Below are 26,274 nucleotides of genomic sequence, written 5' to 3'. Positions count from 1 at the left end.
TTCGATCAGGTTGGTCATGGCTGCGCCTCGGCCAGGTATTCATGGCAAAGCTTTCCGGTTGCGACGTGCTCAAGGTTGCCCTGGGCGTTCGTGCGAAACTCGCCTTTCGGCAAGTACAGGCGCTCGAACTGTCTGTGCCATTCATGGATGCGTGGGTCACAAGCCGAACACAGCATCCAGGGTTGGCTAGGTAGCCCGCGCCATTTGCCGCCGGCATCCGCCATCCTGCCCCAGAAGTTGCATAGCGCCGTATTCTCCCGGCAACCGCATTCGTAGCACTGGAACAGGCTCATGGCGCCACCTTGAAGCCTTCGGCCTCGATCATGTCGACCATGCTGCGTAGACCCTGGCGATAGCCCTTCTCGTAATCGCCGCCAGGCTCTGCGAACTCGCACTTATCTGGCCGCTCGACTACAACAGCCTCACGACTGGCCTGCCATGCAATCCAGGATGTCTGCACCCAAACCAGCCTGTAACGATCAAAACGGTCCTGATCGGTGCAGATCGTGTAGCTTTCTCCGCGTAACCGGCACTCATCAGCCAGCCACTCAAGAAATTCGTCACGGACATAGTCACGCTTCTTTTCACTCACAGCTGATACCTCTCATCATTCCAGGCCGCCGGCGCGGCAGCAGGTGTGGGTTCGGGTTGGGTTTCGTGCGGGGAGAGCTGGCGCTCGTTGCCGGGCTTTAGCTGGCTGTCGGGGATGCAGCTGATGCCGACCCCATTGAGCAGATAGCAGGTGACGCCGCGCTGGCTGTCGTGCTGCACGTCGATGACGTTCTCGGTTGCGCTGGCGCCGGTGGCCAGCAGCAGGAGGCAGAGGGCGAGACGGGTCATTGCTCGACCTCAGCAGATTCTGGAATTTCCTCGAACTTGTAGGTCTTGATGACCCTTTCCTCGACGCCGGCGACCTTGATGAACTTGGCCTCATCCACCCACGGGTAGGCATTCGGCTCGCCGTGCTTGCCTCCGCCGCTCATCTCGCAGAAAGCCAGGGCACGGCCATCGGGCAGGATGAAGGCTTTAACGTCGATCTCGTAGTTACGATTCCAGCTGTAGTGGCACCAATACGGGATTCCGTGAACATCTTCGGCCTCGTAGCGCACCTCGTTGATGGCGTCGTCATGCTCGTTTTCGTCGAACAGAGCCTCCAGCAAATCACCCGGTGCTGCGGCCAGAAAAGCCAGGTCGATGTCGATATCCTGCCCATCGTCGTCGGTGAACGTGTAGGTGTATCCGAACTCAAGCCCTTTGCGCATGACAAGCAGCTTGGCCAGTTGACTTGCAGTGAGCATGCTCAGGGTTTCGTGGATATTTTCATCAAGCATAGGGATTCCTTGGCCGCCATATCGCGGCTGTTCAATAGAGGGGAGAGGGGTATTTCGGGGTGGAGTACAAATGTACTCTTTGCGTTATGCGGCCTTTGATTGGTGCTCAGTAGCTCGCCACGGGTCATTTGCCCTGGCCAGTGCTGCCATCGGCGGTGGGCTGACGCTGTTGCCGCACATGTGCACCTGTTCGGTCTTGGTGAACCTCCTACCGTCGGTGCCTTTGTCGATGATGTAGTCGGCGGGGAAGCCCTGGGCTCGGTAGAGCTCATGCGGCTGTAGCATCCGCAGGCAGATATCGACGATTACATACGGCGTGCCTTTGACGTGCACGGTCACCAGGCCGAGCCTGTCCTTGGTGGTCACGGTTGGGGCTGGTTGATTGGCCGCACTGGTGTTCTCCGTGCCGTAGTAGCTGATCAAGAACGCGGCTACACGAAGTGCGCCGGCCTCCTGCTCAGGCGACAGTTTCAGCTCCACCAGTGAACTCTTGCCGCCGCCTCCAGCGGTGATGGTTGGGGCGGGCTCATCCAGTGCCTGGCCAACACTCGCGCCAAACTGCCGCTCCATGAAGGCCGTCATCAATCCATGATGGGTACCGCCCGCGCTGATGGTGTGCAGCGGATCGGTTGCGTCTCGCGCATCGCAGTTGCCGCGCAAGTGAACCAAGTTTGCCGTCACCAACTGCTGTTGGCTGCCGGTGTTTGTAACCGTGGTCATGGGCTCGTCTATGCCCTTGGCGTCAGTGGAATTGAAGCCGCCATTCATCTGGGCCATGAAGGCCGAGACTTTGTCGCTCGCCTGATGCGTGGCTCGCGCCATTACCGGGCTAGCCATGGCAAAGCTGCCGCCCCGTGGCCATGACGTGATGGTGCGCAACGGCTCTTGAGCAGACTGAGCCAGCTCACCAGACCAGTTTGCAATCGGCACAATGAATGGCTGCGGGTTGTCGATGACGAACTTCTTTAGCCCCTTGGCGACACGACGTAGGGTGGCTGGTGCCAAGTCTTTCTTACGACCGAAGATGCTCTTGCTCGGCACCGTCCAGTCGATGCAGTCGGCAGCGGTGCGCCACTTCTGCTGGCCCTTGGCGGGCTTCTTGGCGTGGGTGGGCTCCGGCCAGATGATGGGTTGGCCGTCGCATCGGGCGATCATGAACAGGCGCTCCCGGCTGGTTGGGGCGCCGAAGTCGCAGGCCCTGATGACGCGCCACTCGACCTGATAACCCATGCCTTCCAGCAAAGCTACGAAGCGCCTCCAGGTGACGCCGCGTCGCTTCGGGTTTGGTACCAAGAATTGATTGGAAACCGGAACCTGCTCGCCGGGCGCAGCAACCCGGTTAACCATTGCCTTTGGCTTGGTTGGGTGCGGCACCAGGTCCAGAGTGATGACCCGGCCAGTAGCCTTGTCGCGCTTGGCGATCAGCGGGCCCCACTGCAGGATCTGCTTCACGTTCTCCAAGCTGATCACCCGTGGCTTCTTCTTGCCTGCCCACTTCAGACCGATCCACGACAGGTTGCGGATCTCGCGCTTGCGGGGTTGGCCGCCAGCGGCCTGACTGTGGTGGGTGCAGTCCGGGCTCATGTGGAACCAGCCCACAGCACGACCGCCGCATTCTTCGTCAGGGTCACCCTCGAACACGTCGGTGGTGTAATGCCGGGCGTGCGGGTGGTTGGCGGTGTGCATGCTGATCGCTGCCGGGTTGTGGTTCTTGGCCACGGTCACAGGCCGACCAAGGCCCATCTCCAGCCCGGTACCGGCGCCGCCACCACCACAGAAGAAGTCGACCACGATCTCATCGTCTTGCGGATTGAGGCCCAGGCCGTACTGGGTTTTGAAGTCGAAGGTAGGCTTTTTCTGAAATGCAGACATGGGCGTTCCTCGCCGGGGTGGCGTGATTCGTTGAAGTGAGGTATTTGTCTAAGCCAATTCCAAGTGCGGTGGGAGATTGGCTTGATCGGAAGACATGTTTCAGCCTTTGAAAAGGCTGCTATGACTGCCAGATTTTGGTGCCGAGCATTTTCGTTGCTGGCTTTGCTGACCATTCCGGTGGTCTATGGTGTTTACCACTATCTGGGTACTCACGACGCGTGGGCCTCAAAATCTGGCCCTATCATGACGGTGTTTGCGATCCTCGCGGCCCAGCGAGCCCAAATGATGGGCGAGGTCTTAAGATCAGACGGGCAGTTTGAGCCAGATGAATTCATCTCCGCACAGGAAAGGTATGGCAGATCTGCTGTGCTGCATATGAATGTCGCAACATGGCTAGCTGTGCTGGGGGCTTTTATCGGTGTTTTTGCGGGCTAGCGCGCAGCTCATTGCTCAAGCTGCGACGGGCAGCTGTGACGCCAGCGCCTGCTGCACCGCCTCAACGATGCGCTTCAGGTAGGTGTAATCCGGGTTCGGCTCGACAGCACCCTCACTGACTTGATACCCCCAATCGCCGCCGAAGATCGATGACAGCAGCTCGTCGTGAGCCATGCACCCCGCTGGAGCGTCGACGAAACCTAGCTCGTCGATCTGGTCGTACAGGCTGCGGGCATCGTGCTTGCTCAGTTCGTAGCAGTCCTCCCAGTCCTCGACGTTCCGCCTGCGGCGCCGATCGATCACCCGCTTGCTGGCTAGCTCTACGAGGGCGTTGCCGCTGAACTGCGTTCCGCTCAGTCCTCTACTCAAGCAGTTCAGGATGTAGTCGGCGTCACAGCTCGTCACGAATTGCGCCACGGTGCTCGGCCCCATGCTTCCCCAGTAGCAGGTCCAGCTCTGGCCGTAGCAGCTAATGGTAAGGTTGCCTGCGCACGTTTCGTGATCGCCTGACTTTGCGCGAACGCCGTGGTCTTCGATGAATACGGTCACCGGACCCAGGCCATGGACATCGCTGATCCTGATCTTGGTGATGGTGGAAGTATCGACCTTCATGGCTTTCTCCATGCATGCGCCGCCCTCCGAGGCCGGATGCGGCATGATGAGTTAGAGGGTGGTTACCGCTTCGGATATGTCTTGGTCAGATCGCCATTGACGACGCGCCCTCGCCGCAACACCAGATTGGCTAGGGCGGCGCGGTCTTTCTGACTGTGGCTGGCCTGGGTCATCAGGCCGAAGTAGCTGTTGGCGGTTTCGCGAAGCTGCTCGGGTGGGGCCGCAGCGGTTCGCTTCATAGCCTGGGCCGCTGATCGTTTCCGAGTAGTGCGGCGCCATGGCTTGATGACATGACCAACGAAGTCGACGCCACGCTCAACCGGCTGCAGGATAGTCTTCGTCGGGTTTAGCTTGGCTCCGAGCTTCGGTAGGAAGGCTTCGATCTCAGCCATCCATGCATTCAACTGCTGGGGTGATTCGTGCAGCAGAACGAAGTCATCGACGTAGCGGACGTAATGTCTGGCCCTAAGTCGGTGCTTGCAGAATTGGTCCAGAGCATCGAGGTAGACGTTGGCGAAGAACTGCGATGACAGGTTGCCAATTGGCAGACCAAGGTGTGCAGGCTGCGCCGTGAGGCGTTTGTGCTGCGGAACTCGGTTGAACAGGTGCGCCGGGCTGCGGGTCAGGTAATCCCAGCGCGGGTCGTGCATCAAGATCTGCTCGGCCAAGGCCAGCCACCAAGGCTCATCAATCTTGGCCGCCAGTTGCTGGCGTAGCACCTGCTTGTCGATAGCGACGAAGAAGTTGGCCAGGTCGCACTTCAGGTAGAAGACCGGCTTCGACCAGTTCTGCGTGGCGCTGCGGATCTTCGACTCAAGACGCTTGGCGGCGTAAAGCGTGCCGCGCCCTGGGATGCAGGCACAGCTGTCCGCTATGAAGCTGGCGTAGAAGCGCGGGGCCACATGGTTGTACAGCAGGTGGTGAACGATCCGGTCCCGAAAGTCCGCTGCCCACACCTCCCGGGCCTTGGGTCGGGTTACGACGAAGCAAATAGAGCGGCCTGGCCGGTATTGGCCGGTTACCAGGTCGCTGTGTAGCGTTGTCAGGTTCCGTTCCAGGTTCATCTCGAAAGCCAGTGCGCTGGCGCTGTTGCGCTTGGAGCGTCGGCAGTCGTAGTAGGCCTGGACTAGATCGCTGAACGGGTAGGGCGTTGAAGCTGCGGACGGGGCGGACGCGGAGCTCGTTGTTCTTGTCGTTGTTGTTCTGATTGCCATCATCGAAGTTCATGTTGAATGCGTTGTTGGCGGAGCGCTGCGACCAGTCGTGCTATCTACGTCGCCCTGCCGAATCTTCAGCAGGGAAACTGCGCTGGACCTGCCCGACGCTTTAGGCCGGCGGTATCCAGAGTGCGCATGGCGGTGACCACAGGTCAGCGGCACGACCAGGTTCAATTCGCACAGACCAGAAAGCCGTAACTCTCAGGTAGCGGGCGCGGTTGGGGTGGAGCGCTTCCAGGCGTTGGCCTGCTTTCCGATTGAGGTGGTGACCTCCATCGTCTTTGCGTGTTGCGAGACGCTGATGAAGCGACTTTCCTTGAACAGTCGCATCAGGAACTCAATCACCTGGACCTTCTCGACGAGCCGGATCAGGTGAGGATGCTTGTCCCGTGTGGCATTGGCCCTGGCGATCAACATCAGGACATCGATGCACTCATCGATGACGCGCTTACCGAGTGACTGCTTCAGGTCGCGCGGTATGTTTCGGGTCAGGTTCGTGGCCATTTGCAGCAGGCCAAGCGAGGCCTTGTATATCTGCAGGTCCATGTGCATTGCCATTCGGCTCGCCCTCCAAGAGCGACCGGCCGCAAGCGGCCGGATTAAATAAACGAATCAATCAATGAGCGACCTGCGGACGGGGCGGACGCGGAGCTCGTGGCCCTTGTCGGTGATGTCCTGAAGGCCAACATCGAAGCTCATGCTGAATGCGTAGTTGGCGGAGCGCTGCGATGATGACCAGTACCAGCGTTCCTGGAAGGCTTCCGGAGAGTCTTCGCGGAACGCCACGATAGCGGTCTGCGCAGGCGATTCCTCGGTGTACAGCAGGCCAACCGGAATGCTGTTGGGGTTATCGCCATCACGGTTCCAGCAGTAGTTCTCGCGAGTGGTCGGCTTGAAGTTGCGGTACTGCAGCTCCTGCACGTCACGGGCAGGGATCGCCCAGTCGGTGAAGCCGCCGATATCCAGAGCCAGCACCTTCTGAGCCAGATCGCTGCCAGCGGCTGCCATGGCCTCAGTGTTCGCCCGACTGTCGGTGAAGCTGTCGGCGCCTTCGATCTTGACGCCGTACTCGCCCCAGGCACCGACCAGCTCATGCGCTGCGCCGGCAGTGATGTTGGCGTAGCGCTTGCCGCCCTCGACGGTGACGCCAGAGAAAAAGCCACCCTGGAATGGCTGGCCGATCTCGGGAAGCTGTACTGCAGGTGCCACTTTCTCTACTGCGCTCATGTGCTGCTCCTTTCTGAAGGCAACAAAAAAGGCGCTGATGCGCCCTGATTTGAATGAATGAAGGATTAAATAAACAACCTGCGGACGGGGCGGACGCGGAGCTCGTCGTACTTGCCGATGCTGGTCTGATAGCCATCATCGAAGGTCATGAGGAATGCGTAGTCGGCGGAGCGCTGCGAGCTCGACCAGTAGTAGCAGTCCTGCGCGAACACCTCGGGGCAGTTCACCCAGCAGTGATACAGCTCGGCAGCGGATGGCAGATAGAAACTGCAGTGATTGTCCGCGGTGTAGTTGGCAGCAGCCTTGGCGGCAGGGTGATTGCCCTCGATCAGCGCGGCAGTGTTGGCCATGCCATCGGTCTTGCTGGTCGCCTTCGATTCTTCCCGGTATCCGCCCCATTCGTGGTCGCCGATGTCGGCAGCAGCAATGATCAGGTAGTGCGCCGCCACATCGCCGCGCGCTGGGACAAGACCGCCGTTGACACCGCCTTGGCCCGGCCATGCCTGGCCGACGGCAGGGATATCAGTAAGCGCTGTGGTTTCAGCCTTCATGGCGCCACTGGCTGCGAGGGCCGCACTGAGCACGGCCAGGGCTGGCATGGCTGCCTTCGGCGAGGAATGAATGTTAAGGGTGAGGTTCTTTATGCTGATGCTTGGTGCTTGCATGGGTCGTCCTTATTGAGCGGGTTGCAGGATGTCGAGCTGGGCGGCTTTGCATTGCTGCTCGCCGTGCGGGAGTGGTTTAGGCGCTTCGATTTCGCAGCCTGGATCACGCTTCAGTTCTGCCTGGCTAGCCTTGTCGAACTGTCGCGCCAGTTTTGGCGATATCTCAAAAGCTGGCGCGTCAGGTTGCTGAAGTCGGCGCGCTTGCTCCTCTGGCGAAGCGCTCAGGAACGACCGGTGCAGGTCCTGCAGCAGTTCTTGCAGCTGGGTATAGCCGTGAGCCTGCATCGCCTCCGCCATTCCAGCCCGAGTCCTGGCCGCCATCTCTACCGGCAGCGTCTCGATACCAAAGCGTTCCGCTTCTGCCTTCTTCCTCTCGCGGTAGTCCGCCGAGTGCTTGGCTGCTCCTGTCTTCTTCTCGGTCATTGCCGGTACCTCGCAAGCCGCTTGGCGGCAAAGTAATCTGATGCTGGCGCCGGCCGTGCCGGACGCGGTTTGAAATTCGGCGGATCATGGGTGACACACCTCCAGAGCTCGCTGGCGTGTGCCGGTGGCGGGCATGACGAAAAGCCGCCGATTGCTGGTGCGATAGATTCCCCAGGCTGTGCTGGTTGCTCTAGCCATGCAGGCGGCGTACTTGATCGCCTCCAGGTGGTTGGTGGTGGCGATGATCATTGGTCGTGCTTCGCTCTACTGCTGATCGGCCTGGCAGGGAAGTCGATTTCGTAGTCGCTGATCAGCCGATCCAGCAGCTTGTCGCTGATACCCATCTGCTTGGATGCCTGGTAGCGCGACAGGCCGCCATCACGCAGCGCCTTCAGTTGCTCCAGCTTGGCCGCATCCGCCACCCGGTCGATGGCTCGACCCTTGCCGCGTCGTGCGGTGCTGACCTTGAACAGGAAGCCGCCTTGCTTGGCGATACGATGAAGCGTGGCCGTGGAGTAACCGGTTGCCCTGGCTGCTTCGTTGTAGGTCATGGTCTTGGCCATTTCGCGGATTTGCTCAAGACGCTTTGCATCTTCGGCGCGGCGGCGCTGGGCTGCGGCTTTCTTCTCGTCTGCCGGTACCTGGTTGTTGAACTTGGCAGCCGGTCGCGGCTCGTACTTGGGCGGTGTCAATTCAGTGACCTCACCGCCAGCCGCAAAGAACTGCTCAATCCTCGCGTTAAGGTCGGCCAGGATCTGATGGCGCGGATCTGGGATAGGTTCGCCGATCATTGCCGTGGTACCAGCTTGCGACCTGCAGCTGCCTCCATGGCTTCAACGAATACCATCGCCGCCTTGTAGCTGAAGCAAAAGCCCTTGGTCTTGCCGGTGGCTAGCTCCACGACGTGATAGGCCTTGCCCTTGGTGACCACCTGGTAGCGCACAGTCTGCTCAGGTGCTGGTCGACCGATCATTGCGTAGAAGTCCGTGGTTGCGAGGTGGGCTCGCAGACGAAGGGCAGCCAAGCCCTCCACGCGCTCCTGCATGGCTGGATGCATGTTGGTTTCCTCTAGGTTTTGATGCCCGTCGACCGGGCAGGGAAGAGCTAGTTGGTGTCATCCCGCTGCCCACTCAGTGAGTGGGCAGAAGTGATGCTCTATTGCTGCGTGCGTAACTCGTTGCGCGGAACCCAGCCTGCGCCGGTTTTCACCATGCAGCCGACAAACGCCGCATAGCGCGTCTCACGCTCGGTTTGCTGGCCGTACCAAGCGCAGGATGTGCGATTGATCACGCTTGCGGCGATCATCAGGAACGCCAGAAAAGCAACCATCACCAACAAAACGCCTTTTGCTGGGTTGGCGGAGAGCCAGGCGGTCACAGATAGTCCTTGAGGCGCACGTTCAGCTTCGCCGCTGCGCGTTCCAGCACCTCGATTTCCGCTGGCTCGATCTCGCCATCAGACTCGGCGATGGTCAGCATGAAGTTGATGACCGTTTCTGCATCGCTAGGGGTGTGGGCCAAGTCGCCTAGCTCGCGCTCAGCGTTCATTCGGATGATGCGCGGGCCGCCCTCGTTGAAGTCGGCCTTGGCCTTGTCGATCAGGTTGCCCAGTTCGGCCCCGAAGCCCTGCAGCTTGGGTTCGTTGCGCAGTAGGCGGTCGATCTTGTCCAACTCGGCGGACTCGATATCGCCGTCGGCGGCTGCTACGTAGAAACAGCCGTAAACGATGGCCTGGAGCAGGTCGCGGTTTTCTAGCTTGCCCAGTGCAGCGCGAGCCTCGCGGCCTTTGCCGAACAGCTTTTTCAGTCCCAACATGGTGAATCCTCTGGCGTGGTGGTTGATTTCCCGTCTGACCCTGTCGCCAAGGCCAGCCAGTGAAATCGGTCATGCATGCATCTGCACCGTTACGAAGCCATTGCTGGCCACGACATGTGTCCAGCGCTTGAGCCAGACCGCGTCGCCGAACTTCTTCATCGCTGCGCGGCGTACCGCGATCACGATGCTTTCGACCGTCTCGCCCCTATCAGGCAGGGCAAGCCACTCAAGGCGCTTACCGTTGCCTATGTGTGAATCGATGTTGAACTGAGCCATGTCCCTATCTCCCGGTTGATTTCCCGGATATCACTCAACGAGTGGCATCTGGTGAAATCCCGGCCTCGCTACTGGCGACAGGCCGGGTGTATTGCATCAGCGGTGATCAGTTCGCTTCCCCGCTGCTGATTGCAGGTCCGCGATTCGCTGGGGTGGGCCGCGAGCTTCCTCCAGCGCCGTCAATCAGCGGTGACGGCGCCTTCAAAGGTCCATACGAGATGCAGCGCTAAAGCTCTGTTTGGCCCCGGTTGAGTGGGTCAGGGCTGCATCAAGTCCGGCGCCCCTCATAGCCGAAGCTCAGGGCGCTAATTCTGTTGCTTGCACCGGCTTACCGAGGTCGATTCGGCCATGCTCAGGGAGTGTCGCCACTGTGAGCACTGAGCAACCAGGGAGCCTCAAGGCTATGGTCACGCTATCCGCCTTTCCCGGCCGGTGCTTTGAAACGTCAGGTTGTGTAAAGAGCGGTTGCCGGTTAGGGCTTGCGCGGTCCCTGCTGAGTGACTGCGACGAAGTGAATATGTACCAATGGTTCACATTGGTCAAGCATTTGCTGAACTGAAAGTACATAAAAAAGCAGCAGACACAAAAAAGCCCGCACTTGGCGGGCTTTTCAGATACTGGTCGAGGCTACGCTACGCGGCCTTCCCACCACTTGATTGTGTCGTTGGCTAAAGCATCAGTGGAGCCTGCTTCGATTACCTCGACGCCCGAATGTCGCAAGCGGTCGAGCTGCCGATGGATGGCATCGTTTACCCGGCGGTATTCAATAGTGTCCATGCCGCTTTCTTCGTCAGGTACCAAAATAGACATTGATGCCTTTCTATCGCTATTACTGGCGACAATCATGAGATCGGAAGATGCTTGAAGGATATTCTTTTCCACCACTAAGGGGCTTTTGTACCAGGCAGAGACAATTGATCCTGCTGCTGAGGCACTGAGAAGCGGGGTGTCTACATCTATCACATTCCCTGAGCGCATGCGAAGCCGAAAACGATCTTCCTGAATGATCGCTGATGCAGCCATATGCATCTTTTGACGCATAATTTGAAAGACGTTATCCCTAAGCTTCGGTGTTGATGTGTATCGAAAGCTCGCGTTGCGTGGGGTTCCTTTCGGCCTAGCTAGGGTAACAACATCGTCAAAGAACTCGGTGACAACCGCTTCTGCATTATTGCCTGCGGCAAAAAGCGGCTCGCCCAAGCGGATATTAGTATCTATCTCGTCAGGCAGCTCAGCCTTGCTGCGGTAAATGAACTCCTCAATATCTTGCAGATAATGCATGAGATCGTTCGCATTGAATCTGCTGTCGTACAGGCACTTCAAGCGCTCGAAGGAGTCGAGCATCCTGACCTCTACTTGGTCTGAATAGGAAAAAACCACGCCAACGTTAAGGAATTCTCCTGCGTCCTCGTCAAGACACAGAGTGATCGGGCGCCAATTCCCTCTTACGCTCCTCGGCTGCGTGTCGGCGGCAAGCTTGGCGCGGAGCGATCTGGCGCTCAAACCACCACCCCTACAAAGCTGCAGTACATTTTTGGTTCAAGCCGCTGCGCTAAAAAGTCAGTAATCATATCCACCTCTTGCTCCTCCATGAGCAGGTTTTTGAGCACCGACCTGGCGGCGGCTATCCCCTGGTTTTTGAAGGATACCGACAGCGTATTGTAAGCAAGAGCTCGGGCGCTTTTGAGAGGGAGCTGGGTGCTCCACCTTGGTACATAGTGGTCAATGATAGACCTGAACCTGTTTTCACACACTGACGATAGCGGGCCAAGCGTGACAGGATCCCAGGACGGGTACCGGAATATCCGACCGTGATCTATAAAGTACAGCCTGCCCTTCGGGCTAATCAAGAGATTGCCGAAGTGCCGATCTGAGTTGAGAGTCCACTCATCGAATGACACAACCATTGGGGCATCGACATGCTTCGCCATTTTCTCAGCAAGCTGTTTGATCCGCTTCTGCTGGAAAGCGTTCCATGGAGCGTCTACGAATTTTTCCACAAGATTTGGATAGGTCATATCTTGGCTAAACCAGGCCAGAAATGAGTCCTGAGGGCCGCCGTGTGTTATGGCGTCCAGCTTTTTAAGGGCATCTGCGGGAATCATCTCACGTTCCAATACGATAACGCCGGCAGCATCGGCGGTAGCTAGGCCAGATGCCTTGGCTAGGACATATCCCAATGACTCGCTGGTGATTTCCCGATTTAGGAACGAAGACCCGTCCTGCTCAAGGTAGAAATCAGGCATGGGTTTCACGTAGCAGCGCAGAGAAACGCCATCAACTGTGATTTTAGCCCGGAATATCGGATTGATGCCCGTCTTCTTTGGCGATCTGATCTGGCCGCCGAAAGCACTACTTTGGAGGATGTGGATCATCGAGAGCTAACTTTTCCCTAAGCTTTGCATTGGTATTTTTGGCGTCAGGCGCCCCGGCAATTTTGGTGGCGATCTGCTCTAGGAGAATGATGTCTTCCTCGGTTAGTCGACCGCGTTCGACTGCAGCAATGATTTTTGCGAGAGCATCCTGAGATCTCGGGCTAGAAATAGCCATAAGTGACTCAGTAGAAGCGTTCCCGTGGCCAGTCCGAGGGAGATTGCTGCCTGCTGGCTGATGAGGATTTCCAACTTCACGCATCCGCTCCCCGACCCATGCGTCAAAGCTATTGGGATCGCCATCGCGCATTGGGGGTACGCCATACTCAAGCCACTCAGCTCTCACTTTGAGAGCCTCAGCCACTATGCGCATATTTGTCCCGCGCGGCATTGATTCGGCATTCAGCCACTTGCTAGTCGCTTTTGGCGTGGTCTTCACAATTTCCGCCAGCCGAGCGCCAGCCCCCCTCTCGGGGATCTCATTGGCTGCTAGTGCAATCTTCAGCCGGGCCACAAAGGCCTTTCTCATTTCGTCTGCTTGAACCATTGGTTCAATATCGCATGCGCTTGCATGTACTTTCAGTTCCGACATAATATGTACTTACAGTTCATATTTCCGTTGGGGTTCCAATGCAGGCACTCAGAAAAGCAATCGAAGACGCTGGCGGCGTTGCCGCGGTAGCGCTCGCCTGCGGGAAAACACCAAGAGCCGTCTACAAGTGGCTCGCCTCTGGTTGCCTCCCGCGCACCGAATACACCGGCGAAACGAAGTATTCCGAGAGAATTGCTGCTCTGGCCAAAGCCAACGGCAAGCCGCTCAAGGTCTCTCGGCTTCTCTCCGAAACGGCGCCGACCAAGTCCGCCGCCTAACCCAATCCTTCCCCTCCGGATACGGATACCACCATGGCCTACGACGACAAGACGCACCGGCATGAGCACCAGGTGAAGTCGCGCTTCGATGACGAGGTCTTTCAAGAGCTGAAAGACGTCGCCTGTGAGGTCAAGCGTCAACACAGCGTACTGGCTCGCGAAATCGTCGAAGCCGCCCTGAAGTTCAGGCGAGAGCACGGCGAGCTGCCATTCGGTTTGGAGAAGCGCGCCTGATCAGGCCAAGGAGGCGTTATGCCCGACGTAGTGGAGAACGTGGTGAAGAGTCTTAGCAGGAGCGACCAAGCGGAGCTGGCGCAGTGGGGGGCGGAGAAGGGCATGACCTCCGAAGAGGTGGTGGCAACGCTCATGCGGCTGATGGATGCCATCCCTAGCAAAAAGCCCAGTAGCAACGTTGTCCCGTTTCCCCTGAAGAGGTAATGGCCTTCCCTAATTAGGGGCCGCCCGCAACGAATGAACGGGGTCTCTATTGAGGGACGAGAAAAGTTGGTCATGGATGCGGCCTTGATCAGTAAACAGATTTCTATGAACCCAGATTACGAGCGAGAGAATTACATGGATACGTCCAGCTTCAGACACTCGATTCAAACCCGCGATCAGGTGTTGGTTGCTCACGCCCAGAACCAAATTGCACGCACCAGCCTAAGCCAGGACGACTTTGCTCATGCCTTGAGTCGCGAGCTGCACCGGTCCTGCCCGGACAAGGCAAAAGCAAAGGAAGTCCCGGATTTTAGCTCTACCAAATTCGCCGGCGACGTTACCGAGTTTGTGAAGGCAACCGGCCGCTGGCTTAAGCGCGTTCAGCGCTGGCTCTCCGGTGATCAGGACCTGCCGTCCTGGCTGGAAGAGGCATGGGTGAGCGCGCTAGAGCCAGAGTTTCGCGACCACTGCGTGAATGAACTCGCTAGCCGGCACGGTCTGATCGGTGCTCGCCAAATGGAAAGCCAGCAGTGCGCGAACAAAAGCTTCGGCGCACTAGTTCGTGCGCTGGGCGATGTGATCGATACCGGTAGTGAAGTCTTTGATGACCAAGTGATGTGCGAGGAGGACCTGCCTCACCTGCCAGCGTTCGCCAAGCAATGCCGCCAAGTTGAAGCAAGGGCAGGGGAGTTAGGCCGTAGGGCTGAGGAGCTTCTGGCGAATGCTCGGCCGGCACTGAAATCAATCGCCTGAATCGCAGGCACAAAAAAGCCGGTGGCTAGACCGGCTTCTTCAACAACAACGTGGAGTCGATTATGCACACTGCAATCGATGCAGGCAATAGCGCCACTGGCGCGTCAGGTTCAGGCATCACCGCGAATCTGACGCGACAGGTCATGTCGTCGCGAGAGATCGCCGAGCTGACCGGGAAAAGCCACGACAACGTGCTGCGCGATGCCCGCGCCTTGGTCAAACAGGGTGTCCTCAAATCTGAGGAGACCCCCTACACGCACCCGCAGAACGGCCGGGTCTATCCAGAGTTCTTGCTTAGCCAGCGTGACACGCTGGTGCTGGTCTCTGGGTACAACGCTCAACTGCGCGCCAAGATCATCGACCGCTGGCAGGAGCTGGAGAGTGGGGTGGTTGCTCGCCTCCAGGTGCCGACCAATTTCGCTGAGGCACTGCGCCTCGCTGCCGAGCAGGTTGAACAAAACCAAAAACTGCAGGGTGTCATCGAGCGCCAGGCTCCGAAGGTAGCTGCTATCCAGCGTCTTGCTGGCGCTGGTGGAGCGATCTGCATCACTGATGCCGCCAAGCATCTGCAAGTTCCGCCCTCGAAGCTGTTCGCCTGGCTTCAGCAGCATCGCTGGATCTTCCATCGCAACGGATCGACGCGCTGGATCGCCTATCAGCCTCGCATCAGCGCCGGTCTTATGGTCCACAAGGTCACCGCCCTGAAGCCGGATGCCGAAACCGGTGCCGATCGCGCTGCATATCAACCTCTCGTCACACCGAAAGGCCTTGCTCTGCTGGCCGAAAAGAATATTGGAGCATCCCTGTGAGTGTTCAAGCTATGACCTGGGCGCTCTCTCGTCGCGACCTCGGGAAAGACTCAAGCGCACGCCACGTGCTGTTGTGCCTTGCCAGCTATGCCGGTACCGACGGCCGTGGCGCCTTCCCATCGGCCAAGACCTTGACCGAAGACACGGGCCTCTCAGAGCGCACTGTGCGGTCGAAGCTGGATCTGCTGGAAGAGAAGGGCCTGATCGTTCGAGGTAACCAGGCACTGGCTGCTGTGTACATCGATCGTCACGACCGCCGCCCTGTGGTTTACGACCTCCAGATCAAGCGGGGTGCAGTGGCTGCACCTCGTAATGAACGGGGTGCAACTGACGACACGGGGTGCAACGTACGGCAGAACGGGGTGCAATCTACGACAGAACGGGGTGCAGCCATTGCACCCAATCCGTCACTTAACCATCAAGTAACCGAAGAGCAGCAGCCGCGCGAGTTGCAGGATGTGATCGCCGATCAAGATCGCCAGGCGCTGGAGTCTCAGGACGACCTTCAACGGTTCGCCATGTTCGCCGAATGGAATCCACCGGTCGACAAGGTGTCCGCCCAACTGACCCTGGCCGGGCTCACCCTTGAAGCGCTCACCGAAGAGGCGCTGAAGAGCTTCCTGGGCTTCTTCGTCGCTAGACCCAAGGTGTTCGACAGCAATGGCGGCTGGTGCTTCCGCCTGGCCAAGTGGCTCAAGAGCGAGAAGGCCAAGGCTGCAGCCGAAGCAGAGCTGGACGAGACCAAATCCAACTGGGCACAGAAGGGGGTGCGCCTGTGACCGCGACCAATGTTCGACAACTCCTCGCCAATCGCAAAACCGATCCGACCTACCAGCCACCGGCTGAGCCAGGCCATGTACCGATTGATCCAGCAACCCAGCAGGTCATTGAGGATTTGTTCCTGCGGTTGCGCGGCGCCTGCGGTGCTTGGCGCCAATCCTGGCCAACACCTTCCGTGATGGATGCGGCCAAGCTGGAATGGCTCGGCGAGTTCATGCGTTCCGGGATCACTCGCCTCGAGCAGATCGACCACGGCATGCGCGTGCTGAGCGCGAGCAAGTCCGCGTTCGTTCCGGCGCCGGGCGTGTTCGTCAGCTGGTGCTTCGCGCCGGAAGGCTTGGGCCTGCCCAGCGTCGAGAAGGCCTACGCCCAAGGCCTGCGCAACTGCCACCCGGCCATGCGCGGGTCGGCGAAGTGGATGCATCCAGCCGTTTATCACGCAACTGCCGCCGCAGGCTTCCACAGCCTGCCGTTGATGTCGCGTGAGCTCGGGCTGAGCTGCTTCGAGAAGCACTACCTGGCGCAGTGCCGGAAGATTTGGAAAGGCGAGAGCCTGGGGCCGGTACCGGTCGCCGAGCTTGCTGCACCGCCCGCGCCACGCACTCTCGATGTGGGGCGTGCCGCGCTGCAGGCGCTGCGTGCGGGTCGAGGTGCACGCGCATGACCGATCCGATGCTGGCTGCGCCTGACCTCACTGAGTACCGCTGGGCGCTGTACGCCTGCGGTCACCTGCTGGACCTCACCAATAAGCCCCAGCCGCCTGTTGGCCTGTACCGCGACGAAGCATCGGCGCGAACTCATGGCCTGCGTATGTGGCCATCCACTTTCACTGTCATCGATCTTCACGGAGACGACCGCCAATGAAGCAATCCAAGCTGACCAAGGCCGCGCGCGGCCGGGAGTGCCAGGTGCGCATTCCTGGTGTTTGCAACGGCAATCCCGAAACCACTGTGCTGGCCCATTACCGGATGGCCGGCACCTGCGGCGTCGGCATGAAGCCGAATGACCTGCAGGGTGCCTGGGCATGTAGTGCCTGCCATGACGCCTGTGACGGGCGCAGCCAGTTGATCGGTCGCGCCGAAGCCCGTCAGCACCACGCCGAGGGCGTAATGCGTACCCAGGCCCTGCTGATCCGCGAAGGGGTGATTGCCGCATGAAGACCGCCAAGCCAGCCCTATTCAGCACGAAGAAGTCCCGCGCCAAGCCTGTTGACCGCGAAGGCCTGGAGCAGGCCGCACTGATGCGGGAGATCGAGCTGCGCTACCCGCAGGTCTTTGAGCTGATCTACCATGTCCCGAATGGTGGTCACCGGCACAAGTTGGTGGCGGCCAAGTTGAAGCAGCAGGGTGTGAAGGCCGGTATACCTGACCTGGTGCTAACGATGGCGCGGGGTGGTTACTTCGGCCTGTACATCGAATTCAAGGCGACCATTGAGCCTGCCCCCGTGTCAGCCAGTCAGTCCGCCTGCTTGCGTCGATTGAACGAGCAGGGCTACCTCGCGGTCGTTTGCCGGGGGCACTTTGATGCCATGGAGCAGATCCGGGCCTATCTGCGCATGGCGCCGACCAAGGTGGCCGCATGAGTGCGACGCGGGAAGTGAAGTTCAGCGAGGCCGAGCTGCGCCGCCAGGCTTCCGATAGGTCTGTGCGCGACCTGCGCGATCCTCGCCACCCGGGCCTATACCTGCGCTTCTGGAGTACTCGCGACCGTGGCACCTGGCATCTGGTGCGCGGTAAGCGGTGGGTGCCAATCGCTCGCTGGCCAGACCTGAGCGTTGCGGCGGTGCTGGAGGTGCTGCCGGCACTGCGGCAACGCCTGATGCGTGACCCAGCCACTGCGCCGGTTGCTTCGGGCATGGATACCGTTGGCCGGCTACTGGACTGGTACGGTGACCGGATGTCCCGTGACCGCTCGCTGTCGGCCAAGCGTAAGGCCGGCGCTCGCTCCGCCATCGCCCGGCACCTGAAGCCGCGCCTGCATTACTTGGCGATGGTTGATGTCTGTGCCGACAGCCTCGACAAGCTTCTGATGTGGCCGTGTCAGGCCGAAGTGTCGCTATCGTACCTGCGCCAGATGTTCGCGCTGCTGCTGACTGCCTTCCGCCAGGCCCTGCAGTTGGGCCTCATCGATCGCAACCCCATGGCCGGGATGCGCTTTAGTGATTTCACCAAGGCCAAGATCCTGCCCAAGGCAGCGCGCCTGCGAGACGTGCAGCTTCCTGAGGTGATTCAGAAGCTGGTCCAGGCGTTCGATGCAGCGCCCGGTGACGCCATGCTCGCCCTGATGATGCTTGCCCACGGCACGCGGATCGGTGAAACCCGCCGTGCGCGCTGGAGTGACATCTCGCTGGCAGCGGCCGAGTGGTTCATCCCCGCAGCGCACACGAAGACCCGCACCGAGCACCGCTTGCCGCTGACTGCTCAGCTCAGGGCGCTGCTGGTCCGCTATCGAGCTATCCAGCAGGCTCATGGTTACGATGGAGCCTACCTGTTCCCGAGCCGCCGTGGTCAGCCGCTGAGTGAGGCTCAGGCCAGTGCCGTGTTCACCCGGCTGGGGAAGGGCGCCTGGACCAGCCATGACCTGCGCAAGGTCTCCCGCACCACCTGGACCGACCTCGGTATCGACGGTCATATCGGCGAGATGCTGCTCAACCACTCGCTAGGCAAGATTGCCAGCACTTACATCCACACCCAGGCTATGCAGCAGCGCAGAGCGGCTCTGGAAAAGTGGCACGCGTGGCTTGACGGTATCGGCTTCAGCGCCATTCACGGCCTTAAAGAGGCCTTATCCGAGATTTCACGGAATCGCATGCAGCCCGCTAATGGCGCAGCTTCAAGCAACCTTACCGAATTTGTTATTAGCGAGGATTCAAAGGCATGAAAAAGAGCCCTCGCCCTGAGTTCTCTCGGCAGTTAATGCCTTTGACCGCCTGCCCAGAATGTCGCGGCCAGGCCGCCGTCAATGGGCTCTACGGCCCGCGCCCATGCATGGCGTGCAACGTGTCCGGCTGGGTTGATGCAGGCACCGGTGAAGCGCTTCCACTGGAAGAGCTGGTCACCCAATTGAGTCTGCGCCTGCAGGCCGCTCAGCGGTACATCAACGAATTGAAACACCCTCGGGCCACTGGGCCGGAGGCGCTGTACACAGGAAGCAACCGTCGCGGTGCCGGCGGTGCGAATTTCACTGGGGATTGAGGAGGCGCCATGAGCCATTTGGAGAGAACTGCAGAGGACTTACTCGAGCACTGGGGGCGGTGGGTTGTGCTTGGCTCGGGAGTCTCTTGCTGCGCGTCTCGGGAAAATACGATTCTCGACCCCATGATCACCGATGACGATGCGCTAAAGATTGATCGCCTTGTCGGGCGGCTCCTTAAGCGTTACCCGGAGTGCGGCAAGGTGATCATGGGGTATTACACCTCGCGCAACACCGCATTGTCTGATGTTGGGAAGAAACTTGGTTTTAAGGTGGAGAAAACAAGGCAGATGTGGAAAACAGGGGTTGCTTGGATTGATGGTGCGCTCGAAAGCAGGCGAGAGGTGGCTTGATCTGTCATCCCTAAGTGCGGGTGATATCATTAGGGTATCACCTACATAGGATTTAGCTGATGAAAAGGACGTTTGGAGCAGTTTTTTGTCTTGGCTTGGCGCTGGCTGCGAATGCCGAGGAAAAGCTGCGAGTCATTGACTTGTCACCGGGTGGGCCTGTAAGCGCTGAAGCAGCGGAGCGGGGCCGCAAGCAAATCGAAGCTCAAAAAGCCGCTGCCAGGATCACGCCAGATGAGGCCATGCAGTTTATGCAGCGCTTGAGTGAAACGGTTGACAAGGGGCATGCACAGGCCAAGACCGGGGCTATGGATGGAAAGGCGATTCGCAATCAGGCAATTGCTTTGAACAAACTTCAGGATGAAGGGGCGCGCTTCCGAGTGCTGTTCGCACCTTTCGTGAGCTGTGGAGACGCCTCCTCAGATGCAGCGCTGTCTTGGCAGGGCTTGATTGGCGGCAACAAAGAACAGTTTGTTGAGTATCACCAGAAGTACATTGTGGCAGCGATGGAGTGCATTCAAGCCGCTCAAGGCAATGCGAGCGGGAGCTGAGTAAGTCTTCGCTTTGTCGTGTAGTTGACAACACCGGTTTAAGTCTGTAGTTTTTACGTTACTTTGCGGTTTTTCCGCGTGCAAAGCCCGTCTACTTAGGCGGGCTTTTTGCTTTCTTGAGCCCAGCCATCGTGCTGGGCTTTTTCGTTTTCGGCCCCATGCCTGGCTCTTTGCGCCAAGCGGATGACAGTGACATTGGGGTCGGACCTATTTGAGGACTACGGATGAACTCTGAGCATCAGGCGCTCGCTGATGTGCCCCTTTGGCTGTTGGTGCTGTTGAGCATGGCCGGTTTGTCTGGGGAGATGCTGCGAGCTTCAGGCACTGACCTTGGTCTTCGGCAGATCCTCCAGCGCGTGGCTTTGCGCTTCTTGGCGTCTGGCCTGCTCGGCATGGCGACCCTGCTGCTCGCGATGGCTCTGTGGAGCAATCTCTACCTTGCTGCGGGCTTGGGTATCGTCATTGCGGTTATCGGAGCTGATGTAGCGGGCGGCCTGTACACCCGGTTCCTGGCCAAGAAGGCCGGGATCAGCCCGCCGTAGCCAGCAGTGGCGGGGACCCTGGCGGTATTTGGAGGGCACGGGTAGCGGGACTCGCGGTAGCCAGCTACATACAAAATTTTTTGAGGGGTTGGTTGTTGTTTAGTCATGAGCGGATCAGACATCACTCGGCAGCCCCACTGGCTCAACAAAAGCAGGATGGCGGCGAGCCTCGGAATAACTACCCAAGCCTTTGATAAATGGCGCGTTCAGCCGGTGGCGAGGATAGGTCGCGAAGCCTTTTTTGATGTCCGCTCTGTGCTCGAAAATCGCATGGCGCTTTTGGAGCGGAAACACCAACCTGAGGCTGATTCTGTCGATGGCATCGATCCTCTTGCTGAGCACAAGCTAACCCAAGAGCGTTTGCGCCTGACCTCTGCCCAGGCAGAGAGCCAAGAGCTGAAGAACGAGGTGACTCAGCGGAGATTGATTCCGGTCGAGTTCTTCAGTTTCGCCTTCGGCAAATTCATACCTGCTGCTGCATCTATCTTCGACACGCTGGTTATGACTCTCAGGCGCAGGCACCCCGACCTGACGCCTGGTCAGCTGGACTCAATCAGCAGAGAGATCACGAAGGCGCGAAACCTGATCGCGCAGTCTTCCGATAGGTTGCCAGAATGGCATGACGAGTTTATCGATAGCGCAGATTGAGGCTTGCCAAGCGGCGATGAAAGTTGGCCTACAGGGCTTGGCAAGAAAACCGCCACAGACGCCCGTCGAATGGGCTGATGAGAATTTCTATCTCTCCAGTGAGTCCTCCTACCAAGAGGGCCGTTGGGAGACTCTACCATTTCAAGTGGCGATGCTTAACGCCATGGGGAACGACGAGATTCGCACGGTCAACGTGCTCAAGTCTGCCCGTGTCGGCTATTCAAAACTTTTGATCGCTGCTGCCGGCTACATGGTGGAGCACAAACGCCGCAACATCCTTTTCTTGGTTCCGAGCGACGCCAGCTCAGATGGATTCATGAAGTCTCAGATCGAGACGATGATCCGTGACGTGCCGGTCGTTCGTGAGCTGGCCCCGTGGTACGGCATAAAAAACCATCGTGATAGCACGCTAGATGCCAAGCGGTTTAGTCATGGGAAACAGCTGTTCTGTCGTGGTGGTGCTGCCGCCAAAAACTATCGTGAGCTGTCTGTCGACACAGTCATTTATGACGAACTTGCCGCCTTCGATTACGACGTTGAAAAGGAAGGATCGCCGACATTCCTCGGCGATAAGCGGGTGGAAGGCTCTAGTTTTCCGAAGTCCATCCGAGGAAGTACGCCGAAAATCAAGGGGCCGGTCGATGAGGGTGGCTGCCAGATCGAGGCTGCTGCTAATGAATCACCACACCTATTCAGGTTTCACATTCCGTGCCCGCACTGTGGCGCTGAGCAGAGTCTGAAATGGGGCGGTAAGGATTGTGGCTTTGGCATTAAATGGGATCCGGGCAAACCTCAGGGGGCTTGGTACCAGTGCGAGGCGAACGCCTGTGTCATTCAGCAGCATGAAATGCAGGATCAGCAGGCTAAAGGGCGTTGGGTATGCGAACGTACATCGATCTGGACTCGAGATGGGTTTAGCTTCTTCGACGCTGACGCCCAAGACGTGCCAACTCCTGATTCGGTCTCGTTTCACATCTGGACCGCCTATAGCCCGTTCACCACCTGGGCGCGGATTGCTACGGAGTTCTTGCTGGCTAAGGGAGCTGCCAACACGCTCAAGACGTTTACCAATACGACGCTGGGCGAAACCTGGGAAGAGGAGCGGGGCACCAAGCTTGAATGGGAGCACTTATATGCACGTAGAGAAATCTGGCAGAACCTTCCTGCGCGCGCCGTAACGCTGACCGGCTTTATCGATACCCAGAATGACCGTTATGAAGCGCGGGTCTGGGCCTGGGCTGCTGGAGAGGAATCTTGGCTCGTTGATCGATGGATTTTGTACGGAAATCCTGCGAGCGAGGAGTTGCGCAATCAAGTCGCTCAGCGCCTGCATAAGCAGTACCTGCGAGAAGACGGCGTACAGATGCGCGTTGTGCTTTGGGGGTGGGACTCAGGTGGTAATTACACCGACGAGGTCTACGCAGAGAGCCGCAGGCATGGCGTTCTCTGGGTCATCCCCACCAAGGGGCACAGCATCTATGGACGGCCAATTGCGGACTTTCCACGTACAAAACATAAAGCTGGCGTCTATTTGACGATGATTGGCACTGACAATGCCAAAGAGCTTATCTATAGCCGCCTGCGCATGCAGCCAGAGCCTGGGAAGGTGATTCCTGGTGTCATGCACTTACCGGCTAACAGTGACATTTGTGACGAGGACGAACTTAGGCAACTGACCGCCGAGGTCAAGGTGCCGAAGTTTGAAAGAGGCCGTCGAGTTTATCGCTGGGATAGCAAGAATCGTCGCAACGAGGCGCTGGACTGCGCGGTGGGCGCGCTCGCGATGCTACGTGTTGCCCAGCAAAGATTTGGCTTGGTGCTCGATGCACCACCCCCACCCGCAGATCCTGTTCCAGTTGCCACCACCTCAAGCCGCCGCAGCTCAAGCAGTGGCTATCTGAAGAGACGTTGATATGGCCTACACCCAGAAGCACCTCGATGCCGTCGAGGCGGCGATCGCGCGCGGCGAGAAAATCGTGCGCTATGCCGATCGCACAGTGGAATACCGTTCGGTGGACGAGTTGCTCCAGGCCCGCGATGTGATTCGAACCAGTCTGGCCAGTGCCGCCGGTCCTCGTTCCCGTGTTGTGCGTCTGTGTCATGGAGGTAAAGGCCTGTGAGTACTCGTTACCCCATGCTGACGCGTTCGGGGTTTCTGCTGCCGGAACGGCTTAAGGCCAGTTACGAAGGCGCCGCTGATGGGCGCCGCTCGTCGAGTTGGGACGCACCCGATACCGGGGTCAACAGCCTGATCATGCCAGCGTTACGCAACCTTCGCTCGCGCTCGCGGGCAGCGGTGCGCAATGACCCGTATGCAGCAAACGCGATTGACCGCCGCGTCAGCAACTTAATCGGCACCGGCATTACCCCGCAGCCGCGGTTAGAGGATAAGGAGCTTCGCACGCTACTGCAGGAGTTATGGGAGGACTGGGTCGATGAGTCCGACGCGGACCAGCTGACCGACTTTTACGGCCAGCAAGCGTTGGTGGCGCGCACGGTCGAACAGTCCGGCGAGTGTTTTGTCCGGATCCGCCCGCGCCGACTAGAAGACGGCCTGGCCGTGCCCTTGCAGTTGCAGTGCCTGGCGCCTGAGTTCGTTCCGCATGACAAGTTTGAGGTTACCAAGAGCGGTAACGTCATTCGTGCAGGTATCGAGTTCAACGGATTCGGCCAGCGGGTTGCCTACTGGTGCTATCGATCCCATCCCAGCGACCTGGCGGCACTGAACGCTGGATACAACATGCTGGTGCGGATCCCGGCAAGCCAGATGCTGCATATTTTTGAGCCGGTTGAGCCTGGTCAATTGCGCGGGGTTCCGCGTCTGGCTCCAGTGCTCAAGCGTTTGCGTAGCCTGGACAACTACGACGATGCAGTGCTGTTCCGTCAGGAGGTGGCCAATCTGTTCGCGGGCTTCATCCGCAAGCCTGCACCGGAAGGTCAGCCTAGGATCGACCCGCTCACCGGGGCGCCGATCAATACAGGTAGCGATGGCTTTACGCCGATGGTGGCGCTTGAGCCCGGCACCATGCAGGAACTGCTGCCCGGTGAGGAGGTGGAGTTCTCCAAGCCTCCAGATGGCGGCAACAACTACCCCGACTTCATGCGACAGCAGCTGATGGCCGCAGCTGCTGGTGCCAGCCTGCCCTACGAGCTGATGACTGGCGATATGCGCGGTGTAAATGATCGGACGATTCGGGTTGTGCTTAACGAGTTTCGCCGACGCCTTGAGCAGTTGCAGTTCGGTGTCTATGTGCACCAGTTGTGTCGCCCAGTTCGTGCGGCATGGCTGGACATGGCTGTGCTGTCAGGTGCATTGCCGTTGCGGGATTACAGTCAGCGACGACGTGAGTACTTGCGCACGCGATGGGTGCCTCAGGGCTGGGCCTACATTCAGCCGGTTCAGGATGTGCAGGCGCGAGCCATGGAGATTAATGCGGGACTGACCTCACGGAGCGAGATGTGCCTGCGCTCCGGTACCGACGCTGAAATCGTCGACCAAGAGAACGCCGCCGACGCGGCACGTGCCCATTCCTTGGGCCTGAACTACAGCACCTTGTCGGCCTTCGATGAGGATCCCGACGAGAAGGAGAAACCATGAAACCGCTGATGCCGTTTCGCATTTTCAACAAGGCCAAGACCGCCTTGCCGGTCGAAGATCAGCACTGGTACCGGATCAAGGCGGAAACCCAGGCTGACCAATCGACCATCGAGATCTACATCTACGGCGAGATCGGTGGCTGGGGCATCACGGCCAACCAGTTCATTCAGGATCTCAAGGCTCTGGACGACGGTGTATCTCCCGTGGTGGTTGCGTTCAACACCATCGGTGGTGACCTGTTCGACGGCCTGGCCATTCACAATGCGCTGAGTCGTTTGGGCGAGCGCTGTACGGCGCGCATTGACGCATTGGCCGCCAGTGCTGGCAGCGTAGCGGCGTGCGGGGCACACCGTATGGTCATGTCCTCAAACGCCATGTTGATGATCCACAATCCCTGGACTTACACGGCTGGTGATGCCGAAGATCTGCGCAAGGTTGCGGATGTGCTCGACCAGACCCTGGAGGCCATCATCGCAGCCTACAAGGCGAAGTCACCCGAGATCGACGATGTCGAGCTGCGGCGCATGGTCAACGCTGAGACCTGGTTGACCGCGCAGGAAGCACTGGCCTTGGGGCTGGCCGATGAAATCGGTAATGGTGTCGAGGTCAAGGCTTGCCTTGGACAGGGCGCCGCGATGCAGCGCTACCGGCAGACGCCCAAGGCTTTGCTCGACCAGCTCAGCGCCGTGGTGCCCGATCCAGATCCTACAGATCCACCGGATCAACCTGATCCCGAAGATCCTCCAAGCCCGAACGTAGCCAACTCGGCCAAGCTGGCCCTGATGATCACCCAGGCCTGTGCCAAGGCCGGTATCAGCAACCTGGTGGAACCGTTGATTGCCTCGACCAAGCTGGCCGACGAAGCCACGGTTCAGGCTGCGCTGACCCGGGCGACGGCCGTACGCGATCTGTGTGTAGCTGCCCGGCTGCCTGAGCTGACTGTTGAGTTTGTCCAGGCCGGTCTGGATGCCCAGGCCGTTCGCGCCCGCCTGTTCGACAAGCTGGTCGGTTCGGGCAAGGGCTTTGAGATCGATAACAGCCTGCCTCCGGCCGATGACCTGCCTGAAAAGGTCAAAGCGCAACTGCCCAATCCAAACGCTATCTGGGCTGCCCGCCGGCAGGCCACCAATAAAGGAGCACGACCATGAGCAACATCCAACGCGAATCGGTGCATGCCGGTGAGTTTTTACTAAGCGAAGGCGCGGGAAAGATCTCCCGCGAGGCGATCAGTGTTGTGGCAGGGCCGGCGCTGATTGCGGGTCAGGTACTTGGCCTGGTGACTGCGACGGGCGAGTTTGCGCCTTACGATCCGGCCGCTGAAGACGGTAGCGAGCACGCTACCTGCATTCTGTTCGCTTCGCTCGGAGAGTCCGAGGTGGCGCGTCGTGGTCGGGCCGTGGTTCGGCTGGCGGAGGTCAGCGAGAGCCTGCTGACCGGACTGGACCTCGACGCCGAAAAGGCCTTGGCAGCGCACTACATCATCGTTCGCTGAGGCGATC

General features: G+C 59.0%; 41 protein-coding genes. 22 read left to right on the top strand and 19 right to left on the bottom strand.

The genetic code is table 11. From position 1 onward, the window contains the following. Window positions 1-14: 14 nt before the first annotated feature. From CS390_RS15375 to CS390_RS15355, 5 genes are all read right to left on the bottom strand, one after another. Window positions 15-293: a hypothetical protein gene (locus CS390_RS15375; RefSeq protein WP_099775278.1), complete on the bottom strand. Its 279-nt coding sequence runs from the start codon at window positions 291-293 to the stop codon at window positions 15-17. Further along, a complete protein-coding gene (locus tag CS390_RS15370) occupies window positions 290-592 on the bottom strand; it encodes a hypothetical protein (RefSeq protein ID WP_099775277.1) in 303 nt (100 codons plus the stop codon). Before CS390_RS15370 ends, CS390_RS15375 begins: the two co-directional genes overlap by 4 nt. After that, window positions 589-840 carry a hypothetical protein gene (locus CS390_RS15365; RefSeq protein ID WP_099775276.1) on the bottom strand — a complete coding sequence of 84 codons (252 nt, stop codon included), beginning with the start codon at window positions 838-840 and terminating at the stop codon, window positions 589-591. Before CS390_RS15365 ends, CS390_RS15370 begins: the two co-directional genes overlap by 4 nt. Then, the gene (locus CS390_RS15360) at window positions 837-1,331 is read right to left on the bottom strand and encodes a hypothetical protein (RefSeq protein WP_099775275.1); all 495 of its coding nucleotides are present in this window, start codon (window positions 1,329-1,331) and stop codon (window positions 837-839) included. The genes CS390_RS15365 and CS390_RS15360 overlap by 4 nt, the downstream gene beginning before the upstream one ends. An 84-nt stretch (window positions 1,332-1,415) precedes the next feature. Beyond that, window positions 1,416-3,203 (bottom strand): DNA cytosine methyltransferase, encoded by a 1,788-nt coding sequence (locus CS390_RS15355; RefSeq protein ID WP_099775274.1) that lies wholly within the window; start codon window positions 3,201-3,203, stop codon window positions 1,416-1,418. An 81-nt stretch (window positions 3,204-3,284) separates the two neighbouring features. On the opposite strand from CS390_RS15355, the gene CS390_RS15350 reads away from it, so the two are divergent. Beyond that, entirely contained in the window at window positions 3,285-3,638 is a 354-nt protein-coding gene (locus CS390_RS15350) for a hypothetical protein (protein ID WP_157767148.1), read from the top strand. Window positions 3,639-3,653: 15 nt separating this feature from the next. Here CS390_RS15350 and CS390_RS15345 read toward each other — a convergent pair whose 3' ends face one another. From CS390_RS15345 to CS390_RS15280, 14 genes are all read right to left on the bottom strand, one after another. Further along, window positions 3,654-4,250, bottom strand: a complete 597-nt coding sequence (locus CS390_RS15345; RefSeq protein ID WP_099775272.1) for a hypothetical protein — start codon at window positions 4,248-4,250, stop codon at window positions 3,654-3,656. A 62-nt stretch (window positions 4,251-4,312) separates the two neighbouring features. Beyond that, window positions 4,313-5,314: an RNA-directed DNA polymerase gene (locus CS390_RS15340; RefSeq protein ID WP_256587505.1), complete on the bottom strand. Its 1,002-nt coding sequence runs from the start codon at window positions 5,312-5,314 to the stop codon at window positions 4,313-4,315. Between the two features lie 354 nt (window positions 5,315-5,668). Further along, on the bottom strand, window positions 5,669-6,025 hold the full coding sequence (locus tag CS390_RS15335; RefSeq protein ID WP_099775270.1) for a four helix bundle protein: 357 nt from the start codon (window positions 6,023-6,025) through the stop codon (window positions 5,669-5,671). A gap of 54 nt (window positions 6,026-6,079) precedes the next feature. After that, complete coding sequence (locus tag CS390_RS15330) at window positions 6,080-6,694, bottom strand: DUF1566 domain-containing protein (protein ID WP_099775269.1); 615 nt, start codon at window positions 6,692-6,694, stop codon at window positions 6,080-6,082. 65 nt (window positions 6,695-6,759) lie between these two features. After that, the gene (locus CS390_RS15325) at window positions 6,760-7,359 is read right to left on the bottom strand and encodes a DUF1566 domain-containing protein (RefSeq protein ID WP_256587504.1); all 600 of its coding nucleotides are present in this window, start codon (window positions 7,357-7,359) and stop codon (window positions 6,760-6,762) included. A 9-nt stretch (window positions 7,360-7,368) separates the two neighbouring features. Further along, on the bottom strand, window positions 7,369-7,782 hold the full coding sequence (locus tag CS390_RS15320; protein WP_256587503.1) for a hypothetical protein: 414 nt from the start codon (window positions 7,780-7,782) through the stop codon (window positions 7,369-7,371). Between the two features lie 245 nt (window positions 7,783-8,027). Beyond that, window positions 8,028-8,573, bottom strand: a complete 546-nt coding sequence (locus tag CS390_RS15315; protein WP_099775268.1) for a helix-turn-helix domain-containing protein — start codon at window positions 8,571-8,573, stop codon at window positions 8,028-8,030. Next, a complete protein-coding gene (locus CS390_RS15310; protein WP_099775267.1) occupies window positions 8,570-8,839 on the bottom strand; it encodes a hypothetical protein in 270 nt (89 codons plus the stop codon). Before CS390_RS15310 ends, CS390_RS15315 begins: the two co-directional genes overlap by 4 nt. Before the next feature lie 98 nt (window positions 8,840-8,937). Next, on the bottom strand, window positions 8,938-9,159 hold the full coding sequence (locus tag CS390_RS15305; RefSeq protein WP_099775266.1) for a hypothetical protein: 222 nt from the start codon (window positions 9,157-9,159) through the stop codon (window positions 8,938-8,940). Further along, a complete protein-coding gene (locus CS390_RS15300; protein ID WP_099775265.1) occupies window positions 9,156-9,596 on the bottom strand; it encodes a tellurite resistance TerB family protein in 441 nt (146 codons plus the stop codon). Before CS390_RS15300 ends, CS390_RS15305 begins: the two co-directional genes overlap by 4 nt. A gap of 69 nt (window positions 9,597-9,665) precedes the next feature. Beyond that, window positions 9,666-9,872, bottom strand: coding sequence for a hypothetical protein (locus tag CS390_RS15295; protein ID WP_099775264.1), 207 nt, complete (start codon window positions 9,870-9,872; stop codon window positions 9,666-9,668). A gap of 627 nt (window positions 9,873-10,499) precedes the next feature. Continuing rightward, on the bottom strand, window positions 10,500-11,216 hold the full coding sequence (locus CS390_RS15290; protein ID WP_256587502.1) for a hypothetical protein: 717 nt from the start codon (window positions 11,214-11,216) through the stop codon (window positions 10,500-10,502). Window positions 11,217-11,371: 155 nt separating this feature from the next. Continuing rightward, window positions 11,372-12,247 carry a hypothetical protein gene (locus CS390_RS15285; protein ID WP_099775262.1) on the bottom strand — a complete coding sequence of 292 codons (876 nt, stop codon included), beginning with the start codon at window positions 12,245-12,247 and terminating at the stop codon, window positions 11,372-11,374. After that, entirely contained in the window at window positions 12,225-12,836 is a 612-nt protein-coding gene (locus CS390_RS15280) for a hypothetical protein (RefSeq protein WP_157767147.1), read from the bottom strand. Before CS390_RS15280 ends, CS390_RS15285 begins: the two co-directional genes overlap by 23 nt. Window positions 12,837-12,874: 38 nt before the next feature. Between CS390_RS15280 and CS390_RS15275 the strand changes: the two genes are divergently transcribed. From CS390_RS15275 to CS390_RS15175, 21 genes are all read left to right on the top strand, one after another. Beyond that, window positions 12,875-13,114, top strand: a complete 240-nt coding sequence (locus tag CS390_RS15275) for a hypothetical protein (RefSeq protein ID WP_099775260.1) — start codon at window positions 12,875-12,877, stop codon at window positions 13,112-13,114. Window positions 13,115-13,147: 33 nt separating this feature from the next. Continuing rightward, window positions 13,148-13,348, top strand: coding sequence for a hypothetical protein (locus CS390_RS15270; protein ID WP_099775259.1), 201 nt, complete (start codon window positions 13,148-13,150; stop codon window positions 13,346-13,348). Window positions 13,349-13,366: 18 nt separating this feature from the next. Next, window positions 13,367-13,552, top strand: a complete 186-nt coding sequence (locus CS390_RS15265; RefSeq protein WP_099775258.1) for a hypothetical protein — start codon at window positions 13,367-13,369, stop codon at window positions 13,550-13,552. 135 nt (window positions 13,553-13,687) lie between these two features. Then, complete coding sequence (locus CS390_RS15260; RefSeq protein WP_099776721.1) at window positions 13,688-14,305, top strand: hypothetical protein; 618 nt, start codon at window positions 13,688-13,690, stop codon at window positions 14,303-14,305. 143 nt (window positions 14,306-14,448) lie between these two features. Then, window positions 14,449-15,114: a Rha family transcriptional regulator gene (locus CS390_RS15255; protein ID WP_099776719.1), complete on the top strand. Its 666-nt coding sequence runs from the start codon at window positions 14,449-14,451 to the stop codon at window positions 15,112-15,114. Window positions 15,115-15,125: 11 nt separating this feature from the next. Continuing rightward, the gene (locus CS390_RS15250) at window positions 15,126-15,893 is read left to right on the top strand and encodes a helix-turn-helix domain-containing protein (RefSeq protein WP_099775257.1); all 768 of its coding nucleotides are present in this window, start codon (window positions 15,126-15,128) and stop codon (window positions 15,891-15,893) included. After that, a complete protein-coding gene (locus CS390_RS15245) occupies window positions 15,890-16,558 on the top strand; it encodes a replication protein P (RefSeq protein WP_099775256.1) in 669 nt (222 codons plus the stop codon). The genes CS390_RS15250 and CS390_RS15245 overlap by 4 nt, the downstream gene beginning before the upstream one ends. Then, window positions 16,555-16,758, top strand: a complete 204-nt coding sequence (locus CS390_RS15240; RefSeq protein ID WP_256587500.1) for a hypothetical protein — start codon at window positions 16,555-16,557, stop codon at window positions 16,756-16,758. Before CS390_RS15245 ends, CS390_RS15240 begins: the two co-directional genes overlap by 4 nt. Next, window positions 16,755-17,051: a DUF1364 domain-containing protein gene (locus CS390_RS15235; RefSeq protein ID WP_099775255.1), complete on the top strand. Its 297-nt coding sequence runs from the start codon at window positions 16,755-16,757 to the stop codon at window positions 17,049-17,051. The genes CS390_RS15240 and CS390_RS15235 overlap by 4 nt, the downstream gene beginning before the upstream one ends. After that, entirely contained in the window at window positions 17,048-17,476 is a 429-nt protein-coding gene (locus CS390_RS15230) for a VRR-NUC domain-containing protein (protein WP_099775254.1), read from the top strand. The genes CS390_RS15235 and CS390_RS15230 overlap by 4 nt, the downstream gene beginning before the upstream one ends. Continuing rightward, window positions 17,473-18,774, top strand: a complete 1,302-nt coding sequence (locus CS390_RS15225; RefSeq protein ID WP_099775253.1) for a site-specific integrase — start codon at window positions 17,473-17,475, stop codon at window positions 18,772-18,774. Before CS390_RS15230 ends, CS390_RS15225 begins: the two co-directional genes overlap by 4 nt. Next, window positions 18,771-19,088 (top strand): hypothetical protein, encoded by a 318-nt coding sequence (locus CS390_RS15220; RefSeq protein ID WP_099775252.1) that lies wholly within the window; start codon window positions 18,771-18,773, stop codon window positions 19,086-19,088. Before CS390_RS15225 ends, CS390_RS15220 begins: the two co-directional genes overlap by 4 nt. 9 nt (window positions 19,089-19,097) lie before the next feature. Beyond that, the gene (locus CS390_RS15215) at window positions 19,098-19,439 is read left to right on the top strand and encodes an antiterminator Q family protein (protein ID WP_099775251.1); all 342 of its coding nucleotides are present in this window, start codon (window positions 19,098-19,100) and stop codon (window positions 19,437-19,439) included. Window positions 19,440-19,498: 59 nt separating this feature from the next. Beyond that, entirely contained in the window at window positions 19,499-19,987 is a 489-nt protein-coding gene (locus CS390_RS15210) for a hypothetical protein (RefSeq protein ID WP_099775250.1), read from the top strand. A gap of 224 nt (window positions 19,988-20,211) precedes the next feature. Continuing rightward, a complete protein-coding gene (locus CS390_RS15205) occupies window positions 20,212-20,529 on the top strand; it encodes a phage holin family protein (RefSeq protein ID WP_099775249.1) in 318 nt (105 codons plus the stop codon). 105 nt (window positions 20,530-20,634) lie between these two features. Then, window positions 20,635-21,177 (top strand): terminase small subunit, encoded by a 543-nt coding sequence (locus CS390_RS15200; RefSeq protein ID WP_099775248.1) that lies wholly within the window; start codon window positions 20,635-20,637, stop codon window positions 21,175-21,177. Continuing rightward, window positions 21,149-23,089, top strand: a complete 1,941-nt coding sequence (locus CS390_RS15195) for a phage terminase large subunit family protein (protein WP_099775247.1) — start codon at window positions 21,149-21,151, stop codon at window positions 23,087-23,089. The genes CS390_RS15200 and CS390_RS15195 overlap by 29 nt, the downstream gene beginning before the upstream one ends. Window position 23,090: 1 nt before the next feature. Further along, the gene (locus tag CS390_RS15190) at window positions 23,091-23,297 is read left to right on the top strand and encodes a phage head-tail joining protein (protein ID WP_099775246.1); all 207 of its coding nucleotides are present in this window, start codon (window positions 23,091-23,093) and stop codon (window positions 23,295-23,297) included. Next, window positions 23,294-24,775 (top strand): phage portal protein, encoded by a 1,482-nt coding sequence (locus CS390_RS15185; RefSeq protein WP_099775245.1) that lies wholly within the window; start codon window positions 23,294-23,296, stop codon window positions 24,773-24,775. The genes CS390_RS15190 and CS390_RS15185 overlap by 4 nt, the downstream gene beginning before the upstream one ends. Then, a complete protein-coding gene (locus CS390_RS15180; protein ID WP_099775244.1) occupies window positions 24,772-25,923 on the top strand; it encodes a head maturation protease, ClpP-related in 1,152 nt (383 codons plus the stop codon). Before CS390_RS15185 ends, CS390_RS15180 begins: the two co-directional genes overlap by 4 nt. Next, window positions 25,920-26,267: a head decoration protein gene (locus CS390_RS15175; RefSeq protein WP_099775243.1), complete on the top strand. Its 348-nt coding sequence runs from the start codon at window positions 25,920-25,922 to the stop codon at window positions 26,265-26,267. Before CS390_RS15180 ends, CS390_RS15175 begins: the two co-directional genes overlap by 4 nt. Window positions 26,268-26,274 lie beyond the last annotated feature (7 nt).

This window comes from Pseudomonas sp. HLS-6 (genome assembly GCF_002753995.1).
Classification (GTDB): Bacteria; Pseudomonadota; Gammaproteobacteria; order Pseudomonadales; family Pseudomonadaceae; genus Aquipseudomonas; species Aquipseudomonas defluvii.
The sequence above is the reverse complement of the archived record's forward strand: the minus strand, read 5'-3'. Positions and strand labels throughout refer to the sequence as shown.